25 protein-coding genes are annotated in these 25,904 nt (G+C 70.1%); 14 read left to right on the top strand and 11 right to left on the bottom strand.

Annotated features, from left to right (window positions below; translation table 11 throughout):
- Positions 1 to 6 precede the first annotated feature (6 nt).
- The 3 genes from DDV73_RS00755 to DDV73_RS00745 form a co-directional block, all read right to left on the bottom strand.
- Positions 7 to 510, bottom strand: coding sequence for a hypothetical protein (locus DDV73_RS00755; RefSeq protein WP_154402553.1), 504 nt, complete (start codon positions 508 to 510; stop codon positions 7 to 9).
- A 377-nt stretch (positions 511 to 887) separates the two neighbouring features.
- A complete protein-coding gene (locus DDV73_RS00750) occupies positions 888 to 1,313 on the bottom strand; it encodes a TA system VapC family ribonuclease toxin (protein WP_161962249.1) in 426 nt (141 codons plus the stop codon).
- Complete coding sequence (locus DDV73_RS00745; RefSeq protein WP_161962248.1) at positions 1,310 to 1,564, bottom strand: type II toxin-antitoxin system VapB family antitoxin; 255 nt, start codon at positions 1,562 to 1,564, stop codon at positions 1,310 to 1,312. The genes DDV73_RS00750 and DDV73_RS00745 overlap by 4 nt, the downstream gene beginning before the upstream one ends.
- 112 nt (positions 1,565 to 1,676) lie before the next feature.
- Here DDV73_RS00745 and DDV73_RS00740 point away from each other — a divergent pair, with 112 nt between their 5' ends.
- Positions 1,677 to 2,528 (top strand): prephenate dehydratase, encoded by an 852-nt coding sequence (locus tag DDV73_RS00740; protein ID WP_240617030.1) that lies wholly within the window; start codon positions 1,677 to 1,679, stop codon positions 2,526 to 2,528.
- A gap of 3 nt (positions 2,529 to 2,531) precedes the next feature.
- Here DDV73_RS00740 and DDV73_RS00735 read toward each other — a convergent pair whose 3' ends face one another.
- From DDV73_RS00735 to DDV73_RS00720, 4 genes are all read right to left on the bottom strand, one after another.
- A complete protein-coding gene (locus tag DDV73_RS00735; RefSeq protein ID WP_109505330.1) occupies positions 2,532 to 3,812 on the bottom strand; it encodes a hypothetical protein in 1,281 nt (426 codons plus the stop codon).
- Positions 3,809 to 4,285, bottom strand: coding sequence for a SigE family RNA polymerase sigma factor (locus DDV73_RS00730; protein WP_109505329.1), 477 nt, complete (start codon positions 4,283 to 4,285; stop codon positions 3,809 to 3,811). The genes DDV73_RS00735 and DDV73_RS00730 overlap by 4 nt, the downstream gene beginning before the upstream one ends.
- Before the next feature lie 79 nt (positions 4,286 to 4,364).
- On the bottom strand, positions 4,365 to 4,763 hold the full coding sequence (locus DDV73_RS00725) for a DUF4446 family protein (RefSeq protein WP_109505328.1): 399 nt from the start codon (positions 4,761 to 4,763) through the stop codon (positions 4,365 to 4,367).
- Positions 4,764 to 4,820: 57 nt separating this feature from the next.
- Positions 4,821 to 5,636 carry a VOC family protein gene (locus DDV73_RS00720; RefSeq protein ID WP_109505327.1) on the bottom strand — a complete coding sequence of 272 codons (816 nt, stop codon included), beginning with the start codon at positions 5,634 to 5,636 and terminating at the stop codon, positions 4,821 to 4,823.
- 115 nt (positions 5,637 to 5,751) lie between these two features.
- Between DDV73_RS00720 and larB the strand changes: the two genes are divergently transcribed.
- The 4 genes from larB (at position 5,752) to DDV73_RS00700 (ending at position 9,572) form a co-directional block, all read left to right on the top strand.
- Positions 5,752 to 6,477, top strand: coding sequence for a nickel pincer cofactor biosynthesis protein LarB (larB, locus tag DDV73_RS00715; RefSeq protein ID WP_109505326.1), 726 nt, complete (start codon positions 5,752 to 5,754; stop codon positions 6,475 to 6,477).
- Positions 6,477 to 7,682 (top strand): nickel pincer cofactor biosynthesis protein LarC, encoded by a 1,206-nt coding sequence (gene larC / locus DDV73_RS00710; RefSeq protein WP_109505325.1) that lies wholly within the window; start codon positions 6,477 to 6,479, stop codon positions 7,680 to 7,682. The genes larB and larC overlap by 1 nt, the downstream gene beginning before the upstream one ends.
- Before the next feature lie 109 nt (positions 7,683 to 7,791).
- On the top strand, positions 7,792 to 8,742 hold the full coding sequence (locus tag DDV73_RS00705; RefSeq protein WP_109505324.1) for an esterase/lipase family protein: 951 nt from the start codon (positions 7,792 to 7,794) through the stop codon (positions 8,740 to 8,742).
- Positions 8,743 to 8,972: 230 nt separating this feature from the next.
- Entirely contained in the window at positions 8,973 to 9,572 is a 600-nt protein-coding gene (locus DDV73_RS00700) for a TMEM165/GDT1 family protein (protein WP_109505323.1), read from the top strand.
- Here the strand turns inward: DDV73_RS00700 and DDV73_RS00695 are convergent.
- Positions 9,569 to 12,718 (bottom strand): glycosyl hydrolase family 95 catalytic domain-containing protein, encoded by a 3,150-nt coding sequence (locus DDV73_RS00695; protein WP_109505322.1) that lies wholly within the window; start codon positions 12,716 to 12,718, stop codon positions 9,569 to 9,571. The genes DDV73_RS00700 and DDV73_RS00695 overlap by 4 nt on opposite strands.
- Positions 12,719 to 12,872: 154 nt before the next feature.
- Between DDV73_RS00695 and DDV73_RS00690 the strand changes: the two genes are divergently transcribed.
- From DDV73_RS00690 to DDV73_RS00680, 3 genes are all read left to right on the top strand, one after another.
- Positions 12,873 to 14,099 carry an arginine deiminase gene (locus DDV73_RS00690; protein ID WP_109505321.1) on the top strand — a complete coding sequence of 409 codons (1,227 nt, stop codon included), beginning with the start codon at positions 12,873 to 12,875 and terminating at the stop codon, positions 14,097 to 14,099.
- 128 nt (positions 14,100 to 14,227) lie between these two features.
- Positions 14,228 to 15,496: an ATP-binding protein gene (locus DDV73_RS00685; protein ID WP_109505320.1), complete on the top strand. Its 1,269-nt coding sequence runs from the start codon at positions 14,228 to 14,230 to the stop codon at positions 15,494 to 15,496.
- 172 nt (positions 15,497 to 15,668) lie between these two features.
- The gene (locus DDV73_RS00680; protein WP_109505319.1) at positions 15,669 to 16,598 is read left to right on the top strand and encodes a hypothetical protein; all 930 of its coding nucleotides are present in this window, start codon (positions 15,669 to 15,671) and stop codon (positions 16,596 to 16,598) included.
- A gap of 7 nt (positions 16,599 to 16,605) precedes the next feature.
- On the opposite strand, the gene DDV73_RS00675 is transcribed toward DDV73_RS00680, so the two are convergent.
- The gene (locus DDV73_RS00675) at positions 16,606 to 18,081 is read right to left on the bottom strand and encodes a glycosyltransferase family 39 protein (RefSeq protein WP_161962247.1); all 1,476 of its coding nucleotides are present in this window, start codon (positions 18,079 to 18,081) and stop codon (positions 16,606 to 16,608) included.
- A 161-nt stretch (positions 18,082 to 18,242) separates the two neighbouring features.
- Here DDV73_RS00675 and DDV73_RS00670 point away from each other — a divergent pair, with 161 nt between their 5' ends.
- The 6 genes from DDV73_RS00670 (at position 18,243) to DDV73_RS00645 (ending at position 23,941) form a co-directional block, all read left to right on the top strand.
- On the top strand, positions 18,243 to 20,012 hold the full coding sequence (locus DDV73_RS00670) for an elongation factor G (RefSeq protein ID WP_206050630.1): 1,770 nt from the start codon (positions 18,243 to 18,245) through the stop codon (positions 20,010 to 20,012).
- Between the two features lie 149 nt (positions 20,013 to 20,161).
- The gene (locus DDV73_RS00665) at positions 20,162 to 20,779 is read left to right on the top strand and encodes an AIM24 family protein (RefSeq protein WP_109505316.1); all 618 of its coding nucleotides are present in this window, start codon (positions 20,162 to 20,164) and stop codon (positions 20,777 to 20,779) included.
- Between the two features lie 6 nt (positions 20,780 to 20,785).
- Complete coding sequence (locus tag DDV73_RS00660) at positions 20,786 to 21,442, top strand: AIM24 family protein (protein WP_109505315.1); 657 nt, start codon at positions 20,786 to 20,788, stop codon at positions 21,440 to 21,442.
- The gene (locus tag DDV73_RS00655; protein ID WP_206050629.1) at positions 21,442 to 22,203 is read left to right on the top strand and encodes an AIM24 family protein; all 762 of its coding nucleotides are present in this window, start codon (positions 21,442 to 21,444) and stop codon (positions 22,201 to 22,203) included. The genes DDV73_RS00660 and DDV73_RS00655 overlap by 1 nt, the downstream gene beginning before the upstream one ends.
- A 121-nt stretch (positions 22,204 to 22,324) precedes the next feature.
- Positions 22,325 to 22,900 carry a TerD family protein gene (locus DDV73_RS00650; RefSeq protein ID WP_109505314.1) on the top strand — a complete coding sequence of 192 codons (576 nt, stop codon included), beginning with the start codon at positions 22,325 to 22,327 and terminating at the stop codon, positions 22,898 to 22,900.
- Between the two features lie 255 nt (positions 22,901 to 23,155).
- Positions 23,156 to 23,941, top strand: coding sequence for a TerD family protein (locus DDV73_RS00645; protein ID WP_206050628.1), 786 nt, complete (start codon positions 23,156 to 23,158; stop codon positions 23,939 to 23,941).
- Positions 23,942 to 23,948: 7 nt separating this feature from the next.
- Here DDV73_RS00645 and DDV73_RS00640 read toward each other — a convergent pair whose 3' ends face one another.
- Both DDV73_RS00640 and DDV73_RS00635 read right to left on the bottom strand, forming a co-directional pair.
- Positions 23,949 to 24,545, bottom strand: a complete 597-nt coding sequence (locus DDV73_RS00640) for a hypothetical protein (RefSeq protein ID WP_109505313.1) — start codon at positions 24,543 to 24,545, stop codon at positions 23,949 to 23,951.
- Between the two features lie 10 nt (positions 24,546 to 24,555).
- On the bottom strand, positions 24,556 to 25,095 hold the full coding sequence (locus DDV73_RS00635; RefSeq protein ID WP_109505312.1) for a hypothetical protein: 540 nt from the start codon (positions 25,093 to 25,095) through the stop codon (positions 24,556 to 24,558).
- Between the last annotated feature and the right edge of the window lie 809 nt (positions 25,096 to 25,904).

Genomic DNA, 25,904 nt, shown 5'->3' with positions numbered 1-25,904 from the left:
TCCTCCTTAGAGCGGATCTGTCCAGATGTTCATGCCGTAACCGCCGACGGCGGCCGGGAACAGCGTCTTGTTGTAGCGCCACGGGGCTTCGTTGACGTCGAGCGGGAAGCTCCCCACGAAGTGGATGCCGCCGTTGCCGTCGAACCGCTGCAGGTAGGAGAACGTGGTCTTGTCCGAGGCGGTGCCCGGGACATCGCTGGCGTAGTGCCTGGTCTCGCCGGCGTACTGGGCCGACCACGCCGGGTCCCACACCCCGGTGGGGTTGTACTCGGTCTCGTCGATCTGGATGTTGTCGGCCTTCATGTGGATATGGCCGTCGCCGCGCGACTGGTAGGCGGAGTACATCCGCTCCCCACCCGGGTCCGGCGCGAATCTGGTCACCAGGCCACGGTTCGCCCGCATCCACTGGGAGACGATCAGCATCCCCTCGCGGTCGGGGAAGTTCGGGCTCTCCTCGCCGACCTTGATGTAGCCGGCCTGCGCCCAGTAGTCGTTACGGCTGTTGACCATCGCCCAGGCCGTGCTCAGGCTAGGGCTGCCGCCCGCCGAACTGCACAGCTGTGGCACGTTTCGCTCGATCGCGGCGCGGGCCCCGTAGATCGATGTCGAGTACGACGAACCTCGCCCCACCAGGAGCGGTTCGTTCTCTCCACAGCTCGACCCCGCTGCCTGGGCCGGCTTGTCGACCGCGCCGCCAGCCATCCAGATCGGTGCGCAGGCGGCCGATGCAAGGGCACCGACCACCAGGCGTGAACTGCGCCTTTTTTGTCCAGCCACGTCCTTCTCCTCCCCTTTTGGAACGTGGACGCATCCTTGCAGTTGCACAGTCGGGCGTGCCACCCCGTCCAGTTGGCTTGGCGATGACCGGCCAGCCAACGACGGCCCGATCAGGCGATTTCGACCAAGCGGAGGTCGTCGAAGCGGCGGAAGTCGCGGTCGAACGTCGCCACCGCGGCGCCGAGCACGCGAGCCGAGGCGGCGATATAGGCGTCGGTCACGAGGTTGCCCGTGGCGCGAGCGTCGTCGCACAGCTTGGCGAACTCGCCAAGCACTCGCGGCTGATGCGCGTAGGTCAGATAGAGCGGGTGACGCATGAAAGTGCTTGCGAATCTCCACGCCTCAGTTGGGCTCACCTGCGGACTGACCGCCTTGGCGTTGGTGACAACCCGCATGAAGCCGACCCACACAAGGTCGGGAGCCGTGATCGGCATCCCTTCCTCCTGCGTCCCGCGCCACCAGTCGCGGGCGGCTTCATGGTGTGGGTGCCCGGGGTGAAAGAGCGCCACGAGGACGTTGACGTCGAGGACGATCACCGGAGCTTGACCCAGTCCTCGCCCTCATCCATCGCGTCGTACAGCGAACTGTTGCTGGACGGATCGATCCCGGGCAGGAAGCCGCCGCCTCCCTCGAAGACCGGGAGTTCTGGGTACTCCTCGACGATCGGTGTCATCAGGTAGCGCTGCAGGGCTTCTTCGAGCATCTCGCCAAGAGTCAGGTGCCGCTCGTGGGCTCGTTCCTTGGCGAACTCAAGGAGTCGGTCGTCGATATTCACCGTGGTGCGCATGGTGATGACTCTAGCATCAACTATCTGCATCACGCGCATCACAACTGGTCGTGGGTCTCACCGCACGTTACTGCGCATGCTCGGGCCCACGACCCGGGGCAGAATGCGCAGGGTGACCGTTCGCCGCATCGCGTACCAGGGAGAGCCTGGCGCGAACTCGCACCTGATCTGTGTCCAGAGCTACCCGGACGCCGAGGCCGTCGCCTGCCCGTCGTTCGAGGACGTCTTTGCGGCGGTGTCGAGTGGCGAGGCCGACCTGGCGATGATCCCGATCGACAACTCGATCGCCGGCCGGGTCGCCGATATCCACCACTTCCTGCCGACCTCGGGGCTGCACATCGTCGCCGAGCACTTCCTGCGCATCCAGTTCTCGCTGATGGCGTTGCCCGGTGCGACGGTCGACACGATCAAGACGGTGCACAGCCACGTGCACGCGCTCGGCCAGTGCCGCTCGGTGATCCGCGAGCTCGGGCTCAAGGCGGTCGTCTCCGGCGACACCGCCGGCGCCGCCCGCGAGGTCGCGGAGTACGCCGACCCCAGCCAGGCCGCGATCGCCCCGCCGCTGGCCGCGGGCATCTACGGCCTGGAGATCCTGCGCGAGGACGTCGAGGACGAGGACCACAACACCACGCGCTTCGTCGTACTCTCCCGCGAGCTGATCGAGCCGCCGGTCGACAACGGCCCGGTCGTCACGACGTTCGTGTTCAACGTCCGCAACCTGCCGGCCGCGCTCTACAAGGCGCTCGGCGGCTTCGCCACCAATGGCGTGAACATGACCAAGCTGGAGAGCTACATGGTCGGCGGCGAGTTCTCCGCGACCATGTTCCTCGCCGAGGTCGACGGCCACCGCGACGACCTGCCGGTACGGCGCGCGCTCGAGGAGCTCGCCTTCTTCACCACCGACGTCACCATCCTCGGCGTCTACCCCGCCGATCCCTTCCGCGAGAAGGGGTTTGACGGGTAGGCCTCAGCACGCGCGCGGGAGCTTGCCGCGTCCCGGGTCGAGGCACCGCTCGCCGAGGTCGACCGGCACAAGAACCCGATCCCGCAGGTCCCAGCGGTAGACCTGGACGGTCCGCACGCCAGACGGCGAGTCTTCGGTGAACTCCCAGGTCAACAGTTCGCGGTTGGGTGCGGGCGCGGTGGTTAGCCCGGGCGCAGTCTCCGGTCGGAGTGGGGTGTCCTTGGACACCCGGAGCTCTCGCAGCTGCCCGTCAGCCCATCCGAAGACGTGGAAGAGCGTCGAGGCGAGTGCGTCCTCCACGATCACTGCCTCCACCGTCGAGCCGTCGGTTCTGAGCCGAACCCGGTCGATCCGGCCCGAGATTGACGTGGGCAGGTACGCGCCGGCTTTCCCATCTTCGTACGTCTGAGCGAAGATCAGGCTCATCGAGACAGCGCCGTACGCCGGATAGACCGCGATCGGGTCGACGAAGCCGTCGCCGTCCAGATCTGCCGAGACCGAGTCGGTCGCGCTCACCCCGCTCGGCACGGTAAGGACTGCCGGGCACATCGTCGGGACCGGCTCACCTGCTCGCCAGCAGTAGATGCCGGTCGACTCGGGGACCACCTCGCCGTCGCGGTATGCCCATCGGTAAACGTTCTGAACCTGGAGCCGGTCCGGGTTGCGACCAAGCGAGGACCACGTGGTCAGCTCGGGCGTGGTGGCGAACGCGGCCCGATCGGCTCGTACGGTCAGGCTGGATCGGTTCTGCTTGCGCTCTGGAATACGCCGAAGCCCGGCGTCGCCGTCGATCGCATAGATCTCGAGCCGGAGTGCGTCCGCACCGGCCTCGGGCCGACGGACGACCACGGCCTCGCCGGGCAGACCGATCCCGGTCAGGCCGATCTGCCTGGACGTCGGTCCGGCATCGAGCTTGGCGACCTCTCGGCCAGCAGTCGCCAGGTCTGCGACCAGCAACGGCGACGACGGGATCTGGCTTTGGTCGGTCGGCCGGGCGAGGCGCACCAGATCGTCGCGGCCGTCGCCGTCGACATCGCCGGACAGCCGGTCGATCTCGACGTACCCGTCGGGCAGTGGCTTGGCCGGCTCGGGCCGATCGTCGCCACTGGTGAGCCAGACCGCCGCGATCGTTCCGGCGATCACGACGCTGGCAGCGGCGAGCAGTGCGACCGAGCGGCGCGGCTGGCGGCGCGGCGGGGCGAGCGGGCGCAGGTCGTCGGGCTGGATCAGGTCGGCGCGAGCGGCGAGCGCAGCGGTGAGGCGGTCCTCGAGATCGGGGATCATCGGGTTCCCTCCAGGATCTTCTCGAGTACGTCGAGGGCGCGGCTGGCGGTGGACTTCACCGCGCCCCGGGAGATGTCGAGGGTGCTGGCGATCTCGGCCTCGCTGAGACCGGACCAGTACCTGAGCACCACGACCTCGCGCTGCCGGGTGCCGAGCCGGTCGAGCGCAGCCAGCACCTCCCGGTGCTCCTCGCCGAGGACGGCCAGCTCGTCCGGGCCGTCGGGACCAGTCTGGTGGGGCGGCTGATAGGCACGAGCGGTGCGCCTCCGGCGCAGCGCCGAGCGGGAGCCGTTGACCACCGAGGTGCGCAGGTAGGCGAGAGCCGCGGAGGAGTCGGCCACGCGCGGTGCCCGCGCGACGTAGGCGGCGAAGGCGTCCTGCACGACGTCCTCCGCCGAGGCAAGATCGTCGACCAGCAGGATCGCGAGCCGTATCAGGGACAGCCGGTGTGCGGCGTACAGCTCGTCGAGCATCACCGGCCCTCCCCTCACTTCCGTCGTCACACCCGGTTAGACGTGTGGCGACCACCGAGGTTGCGCGAAGGCCGTGCGCTCAGCGCGGGCGTGCGTGGGCGATCGCTTCCTCTTCCTCCGGGGACAGCTGCTGCTCGCAGCTCCAGGAGGCGATGTTCTTGGCGTAGGTGCGGGCCTCGCTGCGGCCGTGGATCGAGGTCAGCACGACGCCGTGACCGCCGTCGTCGAGGACCGCGACCGACCAGGACAGGTGGCCGCCCATGTCGCCGAAGGCGTCGTACCGGACCACGGCGAGGTGCCGCAGTGCGTCGCCCGCCTCGGCCCGCAGGGCCGCGACCTCCTGCCGGAGACCGTGTACGTCGGCGGGCAGGGCGGTGCCGCTGTCGGCGCCGATCCGCACCACGCCGGTGGTACGCCGCAGCGCCAGCGCCGCGCACGCGAGTGCGAGGAGGGCGACGGCCAGAGCGACGTACGGCACGGGCCGGAGCCTAGTGGTGGACCCGGCGACCGATGGGCAGGCGCGCTCAGCCCGGGCTCAGTCCGGGTGCTGCTGCGAGACCATGGTGTCGTAGAGCTCCATCGGCTCGGCCTGCAGCAGGAAGAACATCGCCCCTTGCGAGTCGAGGAGGCCGGCGACGCTGCCGATCCCCGCGACCTCGAACGTCGGCGTGAGCACCGACCCGCCGAGCTCGACTGCACGAGCGCAGGTGGCTTCGGCATCGGCGACGTTGAGGTAGATGTTCCAGAAGGGCGGGATGCCCTCGACGGGTGACGGCGTGGTGCCCGCAACGGCGTGCCCGTCGAGGGTGAAGCCGAGGTACGGGCGTCCGTCGTCGCCGACGGGATGGTCCTCCAGCGTGAGGCTGAACGCCTCGCGGTAGAACTCCTCGGCGACGCTCACGTCGTCGGCGACCAGCTCGTTCCACTGGAACGTGCCGGGCTCGTTGCAGCGCCGGGCGCCGGGCAGCGCCATCGCCTGCCAGAGGCCGAACTGGGCACCGAGCGCGTCGGTCACGACGGCCGCCCGGCAGGCGTCCTCGACGACGTACGGTCCCGCGATCAGCCGGCCACCGGCCACGTCGACCCGCTTGATCGCGCTCTCGAGGTCGTCGACGGCGAAGTAGACGTTCCAGTAGGCGGGCTCGGCACGCTGCCCCACCCGCGATCCGCCGAGCCCAGCCACCACGTCGCCGTCCTTGAAGGCGAGCACGTACTGCTCGGCGAAGCCGATGTCATAGGAGTGGAAGGTCCATCCGAACAGGCCGCCGTAGAACTCGGTCGAGGCCGCCACGTCCGGGGCGGTGACCTCGATCCAGTTCGGCGTACCGGGTGGATAGCTGTCGAAAAGCACAGTTCCTCACTTCACGTCCAGTTCGTCCAGTTCATCCAGACAACAACGCAATCTACGTCGTCCCGCCGGGCTACCAGCAGAGCCATCTAGGAATGCTTGGGTTAGGTTTCAGATCGTGACCGGGGACCCGCGTGTTGATGATCTGGGGTTCGCACGTCTCGACATCGAGCGCGCGGCGCGCACCGGCGACACCGAGACGGTGTACGGCGCGGGCAAGACCGCCGAGCAGGTCGTGACCATCCTGGCCAAGCTGCACGAGCGCCACCCCGACCGCGCCGTACTCGCGACCCGGCTCTCCGACGAGGCGATCGTCGCGGTGGCCGCGATCGGCGCCGACGTCGACCCGATTGCGCGCGCGGCCACGCTCGGCCCGCTACCCAGCCCGACCGGACGGGTGGCGATCGTCAGCGCCGGCACCTCGGACCGGCCGGTCGCCGCCGAAGCCGCGCTCACCGTGCGGGTGTACGGCGCCGAGGTCGACCAGATCGACGATGTCGGCGTGGCCGGTCTGCACCGGGTGCTCGGGGTGCGCGACCGGCTCACCGCCGCGGACTGCCTGATCGTGGTCGCCGGCATGGAGGGCGCCCTGCCCTCGGTGGTCGGCGGCCTCACCGGCGTACCGCTCGTCGCGGTCCCCACCAGCGTCGGCTACGGCGCCTCCTTCGGCGGGGTCGCGGCGCTGCTCGCGATGCTCAACTCCTGCGCCCCCGGCGTGACCGTGGTCAACATCGACAACGGGTACGGCGCCGGCGTCTTCGCCGCCCGGGTCGCCCGCAACGCCCGCCCGCGCCCAGCCCCGGATAGTCCAGAACGTTCGACATCACCTGAGGCAGAAATTTGATGTCAAACGTTCTGGACTATCCGGGCCGGGCGCTCTGGGTGGATGCGTCGGCGGGGGCGAGCGGGGACATGCTGCTCGGGGCGCTGCTCGGGGCGGGGGTGCCGCTGGACGTCATCCAGACCGCCGTCGACGCGGCGTCGCCGGAACCGGTGACGCTGCGCGTGGAGCAGGTACGGCGCAACGAGTTCGCCGCGACCCGCTGCCATGTGGGGGTGGCCGACTCCGCCCACCACCGGTCGTGGCGCGACATTCGCACCATCCTCGGCGCGGCCGATCTCGACGAGCCGGTCCGCGACCTCGCGCTCCGGGTCTTCGAGCGGTTGGCCCGCGCCGAGGCGACCGTCCACGGTGCCGACCCGCTCGACGTCGCCTTCCACGAGGTCGGGGCGCTGGATGCGATCGCGGACATCGTCGGGGTCTGCGCCGGCTTCGCCCACATCGGCGCCGCTCGGATCGTTGTGTCACCGGTGGCGGTCGGCTCGGGGTCGGTGAGGGGAGCCCACGGCCCGCTGCCGGTGCCGCCGCCGGCGGTGGCCGAGCTGCTGCGCGGGGTGCCGTCGCTGGCCGGGCCCGGCACCGGCGAGTCGTGTACGCCGACCGGCGCCGCGCTGCTGACCACCTTCGCAACGGCGTACGGGCCGCAGCCGGCGATGACCACCGAGCAGGTCGGCGTCGGCGCCGGCCACCGCGACCCGGAGACCCACGCCAACGTGGTGCGGCTGTTCGTCGGCGCCGCCGCGGACGCCGGCGCCTCGACCGGCGCGCCGCTGCTGATCGAGACCAACATCGACGACCTCGACCCGCGGGTGTGGCCGGCCGTGATCGCCGCGCTGCTCGAGGCCGGTGCGTCGGACGCCTGGCTGACCCCGATCCTGATGAAGAAGGGTCGGCCCGCGCACACTCTCTCGGTGCTGACCCGCGCCGACCACGCGGCCTCGGTCCGGGCGGCGATCTTCCGGCAGACCTCGACGATCGGCCTGCGCGAGCAGCCGCTCGGCAAGCACGCACTCGACCGGGAGATGGTCGCCGTCGAGGTCGCCGGCCAGGAGATCGCGGTCAAGCTGGCCCGGCACGACGGCGTACTGGTCAACGCGCAGCCGGAGTACGACGATGTGGCGCGGGCCGCCGCCGCGCTGGGGCGACCGGTGAGCGACGTACTCGCCGACGCGGTGGCCGCTAGTCGGACGTTCTTCCACGGATCCTGAGCCACCGCCTGACAACTCCCGGTCAAGCCCTTCCCTCACGAAGTGACTCGCGAGTAACCTTGCGTGATCGTCGTCACGTGATCGTCGTCACGTCTCGGGAGGGAGACCAATGACTACACCCATCACCCTGGTGCGCCGCGCCGGCACGCTCGTCGCTGCCGCCGCCACCACAGTCGCGCTCGCCGTCGGCACGTCACCGGCGGCACAGGCCGCACCGCTGCCGGAGGGCGGCCTGATCGAGGCCGGCTACAACTACGCCTTCGCGCCGAACGCGCTGCGCGGCGGCAACGACTGGGACTGCCAGCCCACCGCGGCGCACCCGAACCCGGTGATCCTGCTGCCGGGCACGTTCGCCAACATCGGCGCCAACTTCGTCAAGCTCAGCCCGAGGCTGAAGAACAACGGCTACTGCGTCTTCGGGTTCACCCACGGCCTGAACGCGGCGTCGCTCGGGCGGGTCGGCGGGCTGGCCCCGCTCAAGACCGCGGCGGCCGAGCTCGATGCGTTCGTGGAGCGGGTGCAGGCGGCGACCGGCGCGGACAAGGTCGACATCGTCGGCCACTCGGGCGGCGGCAACGCGCCGATGTGGTACATCAAGAAGCTCGGTGGCGCGTCCGAGGTGGCCCACTACGTCGGCTGGGCGCCGTCCTCGCACGGCACCACGCTCAACGGCCTCGCGACCCTCGCCGACACCCTCGGCCTACTCGGCTTCGTCACCGGGGTGGCGAACCTGCTGCAGTTCCCCGGCGCCACCGACCAGACCTACGCCAGCGACTACACCAGGGAGCTGTGGGCCGACGGCAACCAGGTCCCGGCCGGGCCGAAGTACACCGTGATCTACACCAAGCAGGACCGGGTGGTCACGCCGTACACCTCGCAGGTACTGGAGGGGCCGGGCGTCACCAACATCCTCCTGCAGGACAAGTGCCCGTGGGACCAGGCCGGCCACGTCGGGGTGTTCAACGACGGCCCGACCATGCAGCTCACGCTGAACGCGCTCTCCGACGGTCCGGCGAGCTTCCAGCCGCAGTGCCGCGACTTCGGGGTGCAGTTCCTCTAGTCACTCCACAGGAGTGTGCTGAAGGATCCGGCTGTCGCTGGGCGGTGTCCGGTGCGTGCGCTGGCAAGGCGGCGGAGGGAGGCGGGCCGGTGGCCCGTCGACCGACGCCAACGCAGCCAGCGTGCGTGCCGGGCGCCGCGCAGCACGGCGGATCCTTCAGCACACTCCTCAAGCTGCCGGTGGGGTAGGGGCCGCGGTCGCCGACGACTGTCCACGTATCGTCGGCGACCGTGGACCCCATCGTCGTCGCCCTGGCCTTTGCCGCGATCTTCGTGGTGGAGCTGCCGGACAAGACCTTCATCGCGACGCTGGTGCTGTCCACCCGCTATCCCGGCCCGCTGGTGTGGCTGGGCGTAGGCCTGGCGTTCGCCGTCCAGACCGGGATCGCGGTGGCGATCGGCGGGGTGGCCGGACTGCTGCCCACCGACGTGGTCCGGGTCGCGGCTGCGGTGATGTTCCTAGTCGGCGCGGTTCTGCTCTATCGCGAGTCGCGCGAGGCCGACGCCGAGGAGGCCGAGACGGAGCGCGAGTACGCCGCGAAGGCCGGTGAGGCGCACGGCTTCCGGATCGTGCTGACCTGCTTCCTGGTGCTGTTCGCGGCCGAGTGGGGCGACCTGTCGCAGCTGCTGACGCTCTCGCTGGTGGCCAAGTACGACGCGCCCGCCAGCGTCTTCGTCGGCGCCTTCGTGGCGCTGCTGACGGTCTCCGGGCTCGCCGTACTCGTCGGCCGGGTGCTGCTCAACCACGTCCGGCTCAGCCTGCTGCACCAGCTCGGCGCGCTCGTCTGTCTGGCGCTGGCCGCGCTGACGGTGTACGAGCTGGTGGCCTAGCCGCTCGCAGGCCGGACCCAGACCTCCTTGCCGTTGACCCGGACCTTCACCTTCGCGCGCGAGTGCACGCGGTCCGCGACGATCGTGTACGACGTCACCCGGCCGCCGCGCCAGGTCGCGCTCACCTCGTAGCCTCCCCGCGCCCGGAGCCCGGTGAACTGGCCGGCCGACCACTCCGCGGGGCAGGCGGGGAGCAGTGAGATGGCGCCGTCGTGGCTCTGCAGCAGCATCTCGGTGACCGCGCCCGGGATGCCGAAGTTGCCGTCCATCTGGAACGGCGGGTGGTCGCAAAACAGGTTCGGCAGCGTGTTGTAGGTGAGCAGGCCGCGCAGCATGATCCGGGCCCGGTGGCCGTCGCCGAGCCGCGCGAACAGCGCGCACCGCCACGGCCAGGTCCACGACCGGCGGCTATCGCCGGAGACGGTGGCCGCGGTGAACGGGACCCCCTCCTTCTCGCCGCAGCGCGCCTTGAGCGAGACCACGGCGGCGGCCGCGAGCTCCGGCGTACCGGCCGGGGTGATCTGCCGGCCCGGGTAGACGGCGAACAGGTGCGAGGTGTGCCGGTGGATGTCGTTGGGGTCGTCGCGGTCGGTCTGCCACTCCTGCAGCTGACCCCACCGGCCGACCTTGTTCGGCGCCAGCCGGTCCCTCATCTCGGTGACCCGGGCCTGGTAGTCGCGGTCGACGTCGAGCGCCTGGGCGAGCTCGAGGTAGTTGCTGAACAGGTCCCAGATGATCTGCTGGTCGTGCATCACGCCGTCCTCGCGCGGCCCGTGCTCGGGCGACCAGCCGTCGGGGGCGACCAGCAGGCCCTCGTCATTCTCGATGAGGCGGTCCTCCCAGAACTGGCAGATCTCCTTGACCAGCGGATAACCCTGGTCGCGGAGGAACTCGCGGTCCTGGCTGAAGGCGTAGTGCTCGTAGACGTGCTGCATGTACCAGGCGCTGGAGACCGTGTTCCACTCCCACGCGTTGCCGCCGAAGATGCTCTGGCTGGTCCGCGCGGTCCAGCCGCGGGTCTCGGCGCCGAAGGTGTTGCGGGTGGCCACCCGGCTGGGTACGGCGACCTGCTCGACGAAGTCGACCAGCGGCCGGTGCGTGTTCGACAGGTTCGTGGTCTCCGCGGCCCAGTAGTTCATCTGCACGTTGATGTTGGTGTGGTAGTCCGAGGCCCACGGCGGCTGGTTGCTGTCGTTCCACACGCCCTGCAGGTTGGCGGGCAGGTCGCCCGGCTGCGAGGAGCTGATCAGCAGGTAGCGGCCGTAGTCGAACATCAGCTGCTCCAGGCTCGGGTCCTCAGCGCCCGCGGCGTACCGGACCCGGCGCAGGTCGGTGGGCAGCGCGGCGACGGCGGCGGCGGTCGCGCCCCAGGTCACCGTGGCCCGCGACAGCTGCTCGCGGACCCAGGCGGCCTGCTTGCTCCGCAGCGTCGAGTAGTCCTGGCCCACGGCGGCCGCGAGGGTGGCGGCCACCCGCGGCGCGGGGTCCTCGCCGCGCCAGCCGGCAGCGGCGTTCATGGCGTAGTCGGTGCGGGCGTCCAGGTAGACGGTGAGCGTGCTGCAGCCCGTGAACCGGGTCGCGGTCCCGTCCTTGCTGACGGTGCCGTCGGTCGGCACGACGCGGACCGCGCAGGCGTGCTTGAGGTCGTTGGCCATCACGCCGGCGAAGCCGAGCCGGCGGCCGTCGGCGTCAACGGTGGTCGGGGTGTCGGGCTGGGCGGAGGCGAGCGCGATCGTGCCGGACAGCCCGTCGGGGTCGTCGGTGCGGTACTGGAGGATCAGGCAGTCCGCGGCCTTGCTCGCGAACGCCTCCCGCAGCACCCGGTGCCCGCGCTCGGCGTACCGGGTCACCTGGATGCCGATCGTCGGGTCCAGGGCGCGCTGGTAGTCGGCGAGCACCTCGCGCTCTGCGGTGTCGAAGTCCGCGCCGGCGAGCTCGATGCCGGCGACCTGGACGTAGTCGGACCCGGCCTTCGGGCGCAGGGTGAGCCGGTACGCCGGGTACGCGACCGGCACCGTCACCGAGAAGGACTTTGTCTCGCCGGCAGCGGCGAACCGCTCCGTGCGCTCGTCGAGGTCGACCCAGGCCAGGCCGTCGGTCGAGCCCGCCAGCGTCCAGCCGACCGGGTCCTGGTCGCGGGAGCCGGGACCGCTGGTGATCCGGTACGACGTCAGCGCGACGCCGCTGGGCAGGTCGGCCTGCCAGCTGACCTTGTCGCCGCCGTGGCGCACCCGCCACGCCGTACCCGGCTCACCGTCGACCGTGGCCCACAGGTCGCCACCGCTCGGCGACGAGACATAGACCGCCTGGCCGCCCTGGAGCTCCACGCCGCCGATCCCGACCTCGCCCACCTGGAAGTGGCTGACGCCGGCCTTCGGCTCGAACGTGAACCGGTAGTAGGAGTAGGCGGTGGTGTTGGTGAACTCGAACGTCTTCTTCTGGAACCGCTGCTCGAACGGCGCCGCCAGCGCCTGGCTGTCCAGCACCTGCCAGGTCACGCCGTCGGCCGAGCCGGCAAAGGTCCAGGTCTGCGGGTCGCGCGCGGGTACGTCGTTCGCGCTGGTCAGCGAGTAGGAGGAGACGGCGACCGGCTCCGGCAGGCTCACCTGCCACAGCACCTCGGCCGGCGGGCCGATGATGCACCACTTGGTCCGGGGGTTGCCGTCGTAGGTCTGGGCGATGCTCTCGTTGCTGTTGGAGTCCTGGTACGGGCCGCCCGGCGCGGTCACCTCGACGGTGCCGCCGAAGGTGACCCGCAGGTCGCCGAAGTTCCGGTAGGAGCCGAAGCCGGTGACGCTGGTGTCGAAGGCGCCGTCGGGCTGGCCCATCAGCGCGTTGTCGTAGTCGTTGACGCCACCCCAAAGGCTCTCCTCGTTGAACTGGATCCGCTCCTGGGTACTGCCGCCGAACAACATCGCGCCTAGCCGGCCGTTGCCCAGCGGGAGCGCCTGACGCTGCCAGTCGGTCGCGGGCTTGCCGTACCAGAGCGAGTTCGGCGACAGCCGCGGCCAGACCAGGGATCCGGAGCGCGGGCCAGCGGCGGCGGGCGCGGCGGCCCCGACGGCGCCGTACGCGAGAGAGACGGCGGCTGCCGCGCCTCCTGCCTTCAGCACACCGCGTCGGTCGAGACGGAACTGGTCGGTCATGGCACCCTCACTCGTGGCAGTCATCGGAGGTATTCGTTAGGCGCAACGCGATGTGATGGCGGTCACGCGCTGCGCGCACCCAGAATGCCGGACCAGATATCCGATGTCTAGAGCTCGACTCCGTCTGTTGGGCTGGAGGTTCTAGAGTCCCTCCATGGAATCTCACGGCGTCGACAGCGAGGTCGGCCGGCTGAAGACGGTGATGCTGCACCGGCCCGGCCCGGAACTGAAGCGGCTCACGCCGCGCAACAACGACCGGCTGCTCTTCGACGGCATCCCGTGGGTGAGCCGGGCCCAGGACGAGCACGACGCGTTCGCGGCGGCGCTACGCGACCGGGGCGTCGAGGTCCTCTACCTGACCGAGCTGCTGGTCGAGGCGCTTGACAGCGACATCGCCCGCAACCTCGCGATCACCACCGCCCTGTCCGGGCTGCACCTCGGCGACACGTTGCGCGCCTACCTGGCCGGCGCGCTGCACGACGCCAGCCCGGCCGAGCTGGCGTCGTACCTCACGGCGGGCATCCGCAACGACGAGGTCGGCGGCGGCCACGGCCTGGTCACCAGCCTGCTCGCCCATGACGACTTCCTGATCGACCCGCTGCCGAACCTGCTGTTCACCCGCGACTCGTCGGTGTGGATCAGGGACCGGGTGGCGATCACCTCCCTCGCGATGCCAGCGCGGGCGCGGGAGACGCAGCTGACCGAGCTGATCTACACCGAGCACCCGCGCTTCCGCGACGTGCCGGAGGGCACCCGCAAGATCCACGGCTGGCACTTCGAGCACGTCGAGGGCGGCGACGTACTGCTGATGGCGCCGGGCGTGATCGCGGTCGGCGTCGGCGAGCGGACCACGCCGGCCGGCGTCGAGCGGCTGGCCCGCCAGGTCTTCCACGCCGGTCTCGCGCACACCGTGCTCGCCGTACCCATCGCGCAGGAGCGGGCCACCATGCACCTGGACACGGTGTGCACGATGGTCGACACCGACAAGATCGTGATGTACCCGAACGTGGCCGACTCGCTCCGGGCGTACGCCGTGACCGTCGGCGAGGTCGGCGAGTCCCCGGCCGACCTGCAACTCGACGTCGCCTCCGCCGAGCCGTTCCTGGTCGCCGCCGCCAAGGCGATGCACATCGACACCCTGCACCAGATCGACACCGGCCTGGACCCGGTCACCGCCGAGCGGGAGCAGTGGGACGACGGCAACAACACCCTCGCGATCGCGCCCCGCGTTGCGGTCGCCTACGAGCGCAACGACGAGACCAACGCCCGCCTCGAGGCCGCCGGCATCGAGGTGGTCCGGATCGCCGGCTCCGAGCTCGGCTCCGGCCGCGGCGGCCCGCGCTGCATGAGCTGTCCCGTCTCCCGTGAGCCGTTGAACTAAGGGACCGCAAACCTACGACCAGAGCCCGGCAAACCTACGAGTTGGAGCCGGCAAACCTACGAACGAAGCGCGGCAAACCTACGAGTTGGAGTCGGCAAATCTACGGCCCACGGCTACGATCAACGCTCATGGGCAGCAATGACCTGATTCCTCGTCACCTGCACAAGGTCGCGACCGAAGTGCTGGATGCGTTTCCGATCGTGGTGGTCGAGGGCGCACGTCAGGTCGGCAAGAGCACGTTCGCGCAGATGCTGATCGACGGGCGACGCTCCCGGAGCGTCACCCTCGATGACCCGCGGACCGAGACCGCCACGCATACCGACCCCACCTCGTTCGCCGAGCAGTTCCACGACGGCACCTTGCTCATCGATGAGATCCAACGTGTGCCGCGGCTGATCCTCCCCCTCAAGGCCTCGGTAGACCGAGATCGCCGGCCGGGCCGGTTTCTGCTGACCGGCTCGTCCGACCTGTTGCGGCTGGAACGGACGCCAGACAGCCTCGCGGGACGCGCAGTGACACTCAAGCTCCACGGTCTCAGCCAAGGCGAGCTGACCGGTACTTCGGACGACTTCGTGAGCCGACTCGACGCGTTGAGGTTGGCGCCGGACTTCGCGTCCACGTGGGGGCGTGCGGACTATGTCGCCGCATTGCGCCAGGGTGGATATCCGGAGCTACGCGACCAGGCAGGTCGTCCGCGAACGATGTGGATAGACAGCTATCTCGATCGGATCGTGCAGCGCGACGCCTCCCTGATCCTCGACACACCGCAGCCGGGGCGGCTGTTGTCCGTGCTTCGATTGCTCGCCGCCAACCAGAGCGGAGAGCTGGTCAAAGCGAGAGTCGCCCGCGATGCCGGCATCCCGGCAACGTCCGTGACCGCTTACCTCGATGCGCTTCACACGCTGTTCCTGGTGTCCTCGCTGCCGCCGTGGACACCGAACCTCACTCGGCGCGAAGCTGGCCGACACAAGACCATCGTCAACGACCCCGCACTAGCAATGCGCCTGGCTGACGTGAGCGACGACGTTCTCGTCTCCCTGACCGGGTCTGATCACCTCGGACCGCTCCTTGAGGGTCTCGTCGTCGCCGAATTGATCAAGCAGCGGGGCTGGAGCGACACCGACTTCCGGCTGAGCCACTACCGAACCCGAGCTGGAGTGGAGGTCGACATCATCATCGAGCTGTCCGACGGCCGCCTTTACGGCATCGAGGTGAAGGCATCCGGGACCTACCGGAGCGACGACTTCCGCGGCCTGCGTACGCTCCGCGATCATGCGGGTGACCGGTTCCTCGGCGGCGTCGTACTCAACACCAGCGACTCCGGGTATCAGTACGCACAGAAACTGTGGGGGATGCCGATCTCGGCGCTGTGGGAGTGGTCGCCAGATCATAGGTAGCGGACTCAGCGTCCGAGATGAGGAAAGGCAGGTCGCGGATCGCGGTTCGCGACTACCCTGCCGCGTTGGGGGGTTGAGAAGGGTTTCGAGGGTGCGAGAACAACGGAGCCGAGGTGCGCGGGTCGCACCGCGTAGCAGGCGCGGACTGGATCTGCGCGCCTTCGGAGCCTTGGTGGCCATCGCCGCAATCGCGGTGACCGCGGCCGCGGCCGGAGTCTGGTTCGGACGCGGCGACGACGACTCGACGGGCGAGGCCACGGGCCCGGTACTCGCCGACCTCGACGGTGCCGGCCCGCTCACCCTCGCGCACTTCAGCAACGGCACGCTGTACGCCGACAGCCGGCCGATCCCGTACGGCGGTCCCGGGGGCGATGTGGTCGACGCCGGCCCCGACGTCCTGCTCCGCACGCTGGACGGCCGCGTGGTCCGGATCGACAGGACCGGCCGGGTGACCGAGCTCGGCTCCGGCGCCTCGGCGGTGCCGGTCGTGGACGCCGCCGCCAAGTACGCCGTGTGGCCACTCAGCCCCGACAGCCGCTTCCCGACCCACACCGGCGTGCTGGTGTGGGACCTCTCTGCCGCACGCGCGGTCGGCCAGCCCGCCTTCCCGTTCCCACCCGGACCGGAGGGCCCGGCGCCGGTCGCTCTCGACGGCTCCGCCCGCGCATACATCGCCGCACCGGACGGCCGGCTCTGGGCCTGGGACCGGGAGAAGAACACCTACGTCCTCGACACGCCGGACAAGGTCGAGTCGGTGGCGACCGGCGGCACCGGCCTGGTGGTCAGCACCAGCGACACCTCGACGAACTACCGAGAGCCGTATCCCGCCGGCCTCGGTGAGGGCCACGCGGTCGACGGCGCCCAGGCCGCCTGGTCGCCGACCGGAGCGGTGGCCTGGTTCGAGGGCTCGGACCTGCGGGTCGCGGCCGACGGCACGGGAGACGGCGACCAGCTGGGCTGGCCGACCGACCTGGAGCCCGGCCGGATCGTGTGGGAGAGCGGCACCGCGTTCGTCGTACTCCCCGAGGCGTCGGAGCAGCCGGCGATCCGCTGCTACGTCGGAAACGACGACTGCCGGGTCGTCGCGGAGAGCACCAGCTAAGCGCGCCTCAGGCGGTGCGCTCCATCTCCGGCCACAGGTCGCGCCAGCTGCCGCTGAGGTCGCGGCACACGTAGACCGGGGTGTCGGCCTCGTCGTTCTCCAGGCCGTACGGCGTGGGCGTGCGGCCGACCTCGTCGCACGAGCCGAACCAGTCGCCGAGCGCGGTCTGCGGGTAGCCGACCGCGAGCACCACGTCGTACCTCTCCGGCGGCGGGCCGAGGGTGCGCAGGCTGTTGTGGCCGCTGTAGACCGGCAGCGAGGTGTAGCGGCTGACCGCGCCGGCCTGCCCGTAGTTCGCCGTGAGCACGACGGTCCGCGGGCGCTCGGCGGTGGGCAGCTCGGCGTACGCCGCCTCGAAGGTGTCGGCGAAGCCGGGCCAGCCGATCTGCTCGCCGGCGTCGTAGTTGATCTCCTCCACCGGCGATCCGGCGACGTCGCCGGGCGGCAGCAGCGGAAGCATCAGGTAGGCGTTGCCGGCGACGGTCAGCACCAGCGCGGCGGCCAGCGCCACCACCCGCACTCGGGCCTGCGCGGCCCAGTCGACGACCGGCTGGGCGCCGGCGGCAAGCAGCACCGGGTACATCCCGCACAGGTAGTAGGGCTTGCCGCCGGTGGCGATCAGGAAGGCGGCGAGGACGACGTACGCGACGGCGAAGGCCCGCCACAGCGCGAGATCAGCAGAGCGAGCCAGCCGCCACCAGCCGATCGTCCAGACCGGGACCAGGAACGCCGACAGCAGCACGATCTGGAACGGCAGGAACAGCGACCGCGGCTCGCTGGTCCCGGACTCGCCGGCCGCGATCTGTGAGGACATCTCAAGCTGCGGCCAGTCGTTGGCGGCCTGCCACCACAGGTTCGGAGCGGCCAGGACCAGCGCGAGCAGCGCGCCGAGCCAGAGCCGCGGCGAGGCCAGCGCGCGCCGCGGTCCGGCAGCGGCCACGCCGATCAGCAGCGCGAGCAGGCCGGTCGCGATCAGCGTCTTGACCTCCATGCCGACCCCCGCGGCCAGGCCGACCCAGAGCCAGGCCCGGCCGCCGTCGCGCAGTGCCCGGACGCCGGCCCAGCAGACCAGCGCCCAGCAGAGCAGGTCGAACGAGGTGGTGCCCATCAGGTGCCCGGTCGCCAGCGTCACCGCAGAGATCGCCCACGCGACCGCCGCGAACACCTGCCCTCGCGCGCCGGCGCCGAACTCGCGCGCGATCAGCCCGGTGACGTACGCCGTGGCGCCGGCGACCAGCGCCGAGGGTAACCGGAACCCGACCAGCGACCCGTCGAAGAGCACGTGGGTGGCGTGCGCGAGCAGCGGGATCAGCGGCGGCTGGTCGACGTACCCCCACTGCGGGTGGCCGCCGAGCAGGATGAAGTAGAGCTCGTCGCGGTGGTAGCCGTATCGGCCGCTCACGGCGACCAGGCAGGCGACCAGGACGGCCGCGACGATGAGCAGGTGGCGGTGGGCAGCGAGCTGGCGATCCGGGCCGGTCACGCGCTGAATCATGGCGTACACCGGAAAACCTGTCGCGCGCCGACGGCCCGCCGATCTACGTTGAAACGAAACCGACATGTGAAGGAGAGCCGAACGATGCGAGCAGCTGTGGTCGCCCCGCCCCTCGTCCGTCGACTCCCGGAGCCCACAGCCCTATGCACATGTCCCCTTCGCTCAACCTCGGCATCCTTGCCCACGTAGACGCCGGCAAGACCAGCCTCACCGAACGTCTGCTGTACGACGCCGGCGAGCTCGACGCCGTCGGTAGCGTCGACGCCGGCACCACCCGCACCGACTCGATGGACGTCGAGCGGCGGCGCGGGATCACCGTGCGGTCCGCGGTCGCGTCGTACGTCGCGGACGACCCCGGCGGCACCGTCGTGAACATCGTCGACACCCCCGGGCACCCCGACTTCATCGCCGAGGTCGAGCGCGCGCTCGCGATACTGGACGGTGCAGTACTGGTGCTGTCGGCCGTCGAGGGCGTGCAGCCGCAGACGGTCGTGATCTGGCGCGCGCTGCGCCGGCTGGACGTGCCGACGCTGCTGTTCATCAACAAGACTGACCGCCGCGGCGCCGACCCGGAGCGCGTGCGCGCCGACATCCGGCGCCGGCTCCCGGGCAGCGAGGAGACGCCGGTGCTGGCCGGCTCCGCGCTCACCGGCGACGGGGTGGCGAAGCTGGCCGCGGCGATCACGTCGGAGCTGCCGTCGTCGCCTCCCAACGTCGAGGCCGAGCCCGCCGGCGTGGTGTTCAAGATCGAGCGTGACGACCGCGGCAAGCGGGTCTTCGTCCGGATGCGTTCCGGCAGTCTGGCGGTCCGCGACCGGCTGCAGCTGACCGGCCGGTCGCGGGAGCGGGTGACCGGCCTGCAGGTCTCGACGGGCGGCGGGCTGGCCCCGGCCAAGCGCGCGGTCGGCGGCCAGATCGCCGTACTCCGCGGGCTGGACGCGGCCCGGATCGGCGACTCGTTCGGCCCGGGACAGGTCGAGGTTGACGGATTCGTGCCGCCGACGCTCCAGGCTGTCGTCGTCCCGGCCACGCCGCACGAGCGGGGAGCCGTGTACGCCGCGCTGACCGAGCTCGCCGAGCAGGACCCGCTGATCGCGCTCCGCACCACCGGCGACGAGATCGCGGTCAGCCTCTTCGGGGAGGTGCAGAAGGAGGTCATCGCCTCACTGCTGCAGGAGTGGTACGGGCTGGCGGTCACCTTCCGCGAGACCACCGTGGTCTGCATCGAGCGGGTCCGCGGCACCGGGCAGGCGCTGGAGCAGATCAAGGTCGACGAGAACCCCTACCTCGGCACCGTCGGGCTGCGGATCGAGCCGGCCCCGGTCGGCAGCGGGATCCGGTTCGAGCTCGAGGTGGAGCGCGGCGCGATGCCGCCGGCGTTCTTCGCCGCCACCGAGGAGGGCGTGCGGAAGGCGCTGGAGCAGGGCCGGCACGGCTGGCAGGTCACCGACTGCGTGGTGACAATGACCGACTCCGGCTACTGGGCCCGGCAGAGCCACGCGCACCAGAAGTTCAACAAGGCCTTCTCCAGCGTGGCCGGCGACTTCCGGAACCTGGGGCAGGTCGTGGTGACGGCCGCGCTGCGGCAGGCGGGTACGACGGTGTGCGAGCCGGTTGACCGGATCGACCTGGAGGTGCCGACCACGGTGCTGGGCGCCGTACTCGCGCTGCTCGGGCGGCTGGGCGGCGTCGTACTCACCACTCATCCCGGCGACGGGGTCACCCGCCTGGAGGGCGACCTGCCCGCGACCCAGATCCGGGCGCTGACCAGCCAGCTCCCCGACCTCACCGGCGGCGAGGCGGTGCTCGCCAACCGGCTCGACCACTACGCGCCGGTGACCACCGAGCCGCCGGTCCGACGCCGCGTCGGTCCCGACCCCGCGGACCGCCGGCGGTGGTTCCGCGAGATGCCTCGGTGACGATCAGCGGGACGGGCAGCGGTTAGGGCACTCGTCTAGACCGCAGGGTTGCGCCCGGCAGGTCTGGGGTACGACGTACCCGTCGCACCGCTAGGCTGCCCGAAGATTGGCTAGCCGTAACCCACTCACACTGCATCAGGGGGCATTCTGTGGCGAGACTGACCGCAGAGAAGAAGGTCCTCCACGCCGACCTCGAAGGTGATTCCGTCAAGGCCGCTGCCGGCTCGATGGTCGCCTATCAGGGCAACGTGGAGTTCAAGAACGCCGGCATGGGCGGCGGTGGTGGCCTGCGGGCTGCCGTCCGCCAGCGCGTCGCCGGAGAGGCCGTGAACCTCATGGAGTGCACCGGCCACGGCCGTGTCTACCTCGCCCAGGATGCCTTCGACGTCACCGTCGTCGACCTGCAGCAGGACACGCTGACCGTGGAGTCCGAGCACATCCTCGCGTTCACCAAGGGCATCCAGCACGACGTCCAGTTCGCCGGCCTGCGCGGGATGACGTCCGGCCAGGGCCTGGCGACGACCAAGCTGTCGGGCACCGGCCAGGCCGCGATCATCTCCGACGGCCCGATGATCGCGCTCGCGGTCGCGCCGGGCATGCCGCTGGTCGTCGACCCGGACGCGTACGTCGCGGGCACCGGCCAGACCCAGATGTCGCTGGTCTCCGGCGTGAGCTGGCGAAGCCTGGTCGGCGAGGGCGGCGGCGAGCCGTTCTCGCTGCGCTTCGAGGGCCAGGGCACCGTCTACATCCAGCCGGCCGAGAGGTAGGGGCGAATGACTTTCGAACAGATCAACGCCAAGGTCGTGCGCGCCCAGGTCGGCCCCGGTCAGGAGGTGCTGGCCCGGCGCGGCGCGATGCTCGGCTACGAAGGCCAGGTGACGTTCCGGCCGCTCGCCGGCCAGGGCCAGGGCGTGGGCGGCCGAGTCGGTGCGGTCATGTCCGGCGAGTCCAACAAGATGATGGCGACCGAGGGCCAGGGCCGAGTGCTCTACGGCTTCCGCGGCCTGTACGTCACGATTATCCAGATCACCGGCGACTCGCTGACCGTCGAGGCGGACCGGCTGCTCGCCCACTCCGCGAACCTGCAGACCAGCATCGAGATGGTCGGCGGTGGGGGCGGCATGGGCGGCGCGATCCGCGGCGCCGTACGCGGCGCGATGACCGGCCAGGGCCTGTTCACCACCAAGTTGTCCGGGCAGGGCACGGTCGCGCTGCTGTCGCACGGCGGCACCTTCCCGCTCCAGCTGAACGGCGAGATGGTCGGCGTGGACCCCCAGGCGTACGTCGGCCACGTCGGCGCACTGCAGGTCGACCTCAAGGCCTCCGTCGGCTTCCGCGACGCGATCGGCCGTGGCTCGGGCGAGGCCTTCCAACTGCACATTTCCGGACACGGCACCGTGTACGTACAAGCATCGGAGAAGAAGTTCTGATGATCGGCGGACTCATGCCCACCATCTACGACCCGAACTCGCTTCCGGTCGACGACAACATCAACCACTACGCCTTTTCGATCGACCTGAACGGCGAGTGGTTCACGTCCAAGGGCGCGATGATCGCCTACTACGGCAACATCGACTTCTCCGGCGTCGCGGCGTTCGCGTCGCGGGCCGCGTGGGTGGCCGCGCGCTTCTCGTCGCCGCTGTACACCCAGGACTGGGTGGTCGCGGCCGGTCAGGGCAAGCTCGTCATCGGTGACCGTGGCAACGACATCAACTCCTACGACCTCGAGGACGGCAACCTCACCATCAAGGCGGTCAACCTGCTCGCCTTCCAGCCGTCCCTGGAGCTCAAGCAGTCGATCGTGCCCGGCTTCGTCACGCTGATCGGGACCGGCAAGTTCCTGGCGTCGTCCAACGGCCCGGTGATCTTTGTGGAGCCGCCGTTCCGCGCGGACCCGGACGCGCTGCTCGGCTGGGCCGACTGCCCGTCGCCGTCGCAGCACTACGACTACAACTGGATGGCGCAGTCGTTCATGGCGGGCATCCAGGGGATGTTCGGCCGGGAGTCCGGCGAGGAGCGGCAGTACGACTTCACCGGCGCCGGCACCATCCTGATGCAGTCCTCGGAGATGCTGCGGGTCGACTCCGCCCTGATGCGGATCGTGGAGTCGCAGACCAACCTGCTCGACGCCAACTCGGCCGGTGCGCTCGGCCACAAGCTGATCGCCCGCGCCCAGCAGTCGAACATGTGAATCAGGTACGTCGGACAGACTCGACGTACTCCTCATCTGTTGTCGCCCAGGACTGTTGTGAGTTTGGGCGACGGCGTAGAACTGACATTGCAACCAACATGGAAAATCGAAAGGGAAGCTCATGGGAGTCTCGCTCAGCAAGGGCGGCAACGTCTCACTCTCCAAGGAGGCGCCGGGTCTGACCGCCGTCAACGTGGGTCTCGGCTGGGACGTCAACACCTTCTCCGGCGGTGAGTTCGACCTCGACGCGTCGGCGATCATCACGAACGACACCGGCAAGGTCATCTCCGACCAGCACTTCGTCTTCTTCAACAACCTCAAGTCGGCCGACGGCTCGGTCGAGCACACCGGCGACAACCTGACCGGCGAAGGCGAGGGCGACGACGAGCTGATCAAGGTCAACCTCGCCGGCGTGCCGGCCGAGGCCCAGAAGGTCGTCTTCGTGGTGTCGATCTACGATGCCGACAACCGCAAGCAGAACTTCGGCGCGGTCCGCAACGCCTTCATCCGCGTTGTCAACCAGGCCGGCGGGACCGAGATCGCTCGCTACGACCTCACCGAGGACGCCTCGGTGGAGACCGCGATGGTCTTCGGCGAGCTCTACCGTGCCGGCGAGGAGTGGAAGTTCAAGGCCGTCGGCCAGGGCTACGCCTCCGGCCTGCGCGGCATTGCGGCGGACTTCGGCGTCAACGTCTGAGACCGACCCAGTGGGCATCTCCGGAGGTTCATCGAGGGTCTGAGTGGTCAGGGTGCGCGCAGCGCAAGGCGTCGGAGGGAGGCGGGCCGGCGGCCCGTCGACCGACGACAACGCAGCGATGTGCGTGCCATGGCCGCTCAGACCCCGACGAACCTCCGGAGATGCCCACTAGTACGCCGGGAGGGGCCGCCGTCGTCCGCGTGACGACGCCGGCCCCTCCTGCTTTCCACCCGGATCCACTCGAGAGGACTCGTCATGGGGATCGACTACAACAAGCGGCCGAGCCAGCCGCCGCAGCCACCCGCCGCACCGCCTCCCCCGCCCGCGCAGCCGCAGGGCTGGGAGGACACGCCGCAGATCCCGCCGCAGTTCGCCGGGCAGCAGCAGTACGTCCAGGCCGCCCAGGCTGGCCAGGCCGGTCCTCCCCCTCCGCAGGTGAGCCTGAGCAAGGTCACGCTGACCAAGGCGGCGCCGGCGATCTCGCTGGCGAAGTCGGCTGGCGCGAGCGGGCTGATGCGGGTCAACCTCAACTGGCAGCAGGGCGGCAAGCGCGGCTTGTTCAAGAGCAAGGCGGCCGGCGAGGTCGACCTCGACCTGCGCTGCCTGTTCGAGATGCAGGACGGCTTCAAGGGCGGCGTGGACGCGCTCGGCAAGCAGTTCGGCTCGCTGGACGGCCCGCCGTACATCCTGCTCGACGGTGACGACCGCTCCGGCTTCAGCGAGGGCGGTGAGAACCTCACCATCAACCTGGACCGGCTGGACCAGATCAAGCGGATCCTGATCTACACCGCGATCTACTCCGGAGCGATCAACTGGGCCGACGCCCGTGCGGTGGTCACGCTCTACCCGGTCGGCGCGCCGCCGATCGAGGTGCACCTCGACGAGGCCACCGGCCAGTCGCCCGCCTGCGGGATCGCGCTGCTCACCAACCAGAACGGCGCGCTCACCGTCAGCCGCGAGGTGGTGTACGTCGGCAACGCCGAGCACCTCGACAACCGGTACGGCTGGGGCCTCTCCTGGAGCCAGAAGACCAAGGACTGACGCGCGGCTACCGGTGTCGGTTGACGTAGGCCCAGGCCTCGTCGACCGCCCCGGCGAGCTGCTGGTGACTCGGCTCACCGATGCCGAGCACCCAGACGAGCCGCCGTTCTGCGGAACGCCAACAGATCGGCGCCGCCTGACGGGCCTGAAGGGTGCCGCATGCCGACCGGCCGACACTCGTGACAGAGCCGCTCCGAAGAAAGCGGTCCAGCTCGTCGATGGCCGGCGGCTTGCCGGTGAAGACGAACAAGCCGAGACCGAAGTCGCCGCCCTCGCGCACGTAGATGCCACCGTCCCAGGCAAGGCCCGACACGTCGCCCACAAACTCGGTAACGACGTCGTCGATCGCCCTCGACCTGGGCTCGAGGGGCACGCCCACGAGGTTCTCCGGGAGCCGCGACGCCGGAGCCGTGGGCGGCTCAGACGGGTCGGCCGTCTGCGTCGGCTTGGCTGAGGGGCTCTTGCCCACCGGCGATGCGGTAGAAGAAGACTCGTCGGACTTCGGCCAGTTGTTGGCGTCGCTGTCGTGACCGCCGTAGTCGGGCGCGCCACATCCGGCGAGCACGAGCACGGCGGTGACGGCGAGGACGGCCGGTCGCAACACAGGGTGAAGGCTAGGAGTTGCGCTCGAGGTAGGTCCAGGCCTCGTCGACGGCGCGGGCCAGCTGCTGCTCGGTCGGCTGGCCGACTCCGATCACGGTCACCAGCTGACGTCGGGCCGAACGCCAGCAGAACGGCGCGTCCGGCCGGCCCGGGTAGGTCCCGCACGCCGACCGGCCCACGCTGGTGACCCGGCCGCCTCGGTAGAAGCTGTCCATGGTGTCGATCGCCGCGGGCTTGCCTGTGTAGACCATCAGCGCCACCCCGAACGGGCCGCCCGAGCGCGCGTACAGACCGGTGTCCCGGGTGAGTCCCCGCGTCGTACCCGAGAACCACTTCGCACTCTCGGCACCCGGATCGAGCGGCTCGCCGGCGAGGCTGAGTGGGAGTCGCGAGCCTTGCGGCTGCTGCTGGGCGTCCGGCTGCTGGGTGTACGAGATCGGGTCCGCCTGCGGCCAGTCGTCGGCATCGCTGTCGTAGCCGCCGTAGTCGGGCGCCCCACATCCGGCGAGCACAAGTACGGCGGCGACGGCGACGGCGGCCGAACGCGACATGATTTCAGACTACTTAAGTAAAGCCCTGACATCACCGCCGCACGGCGCGGGCGTCCGGGGTATGCCAAACCCGCCGAAGAGGCAGCGGTGCCCGCGATGCTGGGACGAGCGTCGCGGGCACCGCCTCTTGCTCGCGGTTCACCATCCCCCGATGGTCGATTCGCGCGTTTTGTTGAACGATGCACGGGTATCTGAGTCACGGATGTCCGCAATGCGGACTAGACCGGCTATCGGACCAAGAGCGGCTCACGACTCCGGCTGTGCTGCCCAACCGTCGTCCGTAGCCGCTGCCAGGTCCTCGAAGGATCGCTTCCGGCTGCCGGTGACCGAGACGACGAGTGCATCGTCGGCTCGCCAGCAGACCCTCAACGTCGACTTGGCCGCGCAGGTGCTGCGGCCGACGCGGGATCCGCCGAGCGGGAGCTCGACCTCAGCGGCGTAGTTCGGCTCCGAGCCGTCCTGGCCCTCGCCGCCGATCGAGGACGGAAGATGGATGACCGGCTCGTCGGCAGGAGAATCGCTCGGAGTGGGGTCGGCCTGGGGCCAGTTGGAGGAGTAGGAGCTCGGCTCGTCACCGAACTCGGGGGCCCGCAGCCGGTGACACCCAGGGCCACGGCGACGACGGCCGCCGCTGCGCGCAGGGGTCCTCGCATGCGCTGGGCTCCCCTCGATGCCCGGGACATGGAAAGCCCGGCCGTTGCTGACGGGGGATGCAACAACGACCGGGCAGTGGAAAACTTACGTCGTCAGATGCTGCGCCACAAGCGAAACGACGAGATTTCCGACGTGAGTTCTCTCAACCTGGGGTG

Origin of the sequence: Nocardioides speluncae (genome assembly GCF_003121585.1) — a bacterium.
GTDB lineage: Bacteria > Actinomycetota > Actinomycetes > Propionibacteriales > Nocardioidaceae > Nocardioides > Nocardioides speluncae.
This window is presented reverse-complemented; position numbering and strand designations above follow the sequence as displayed.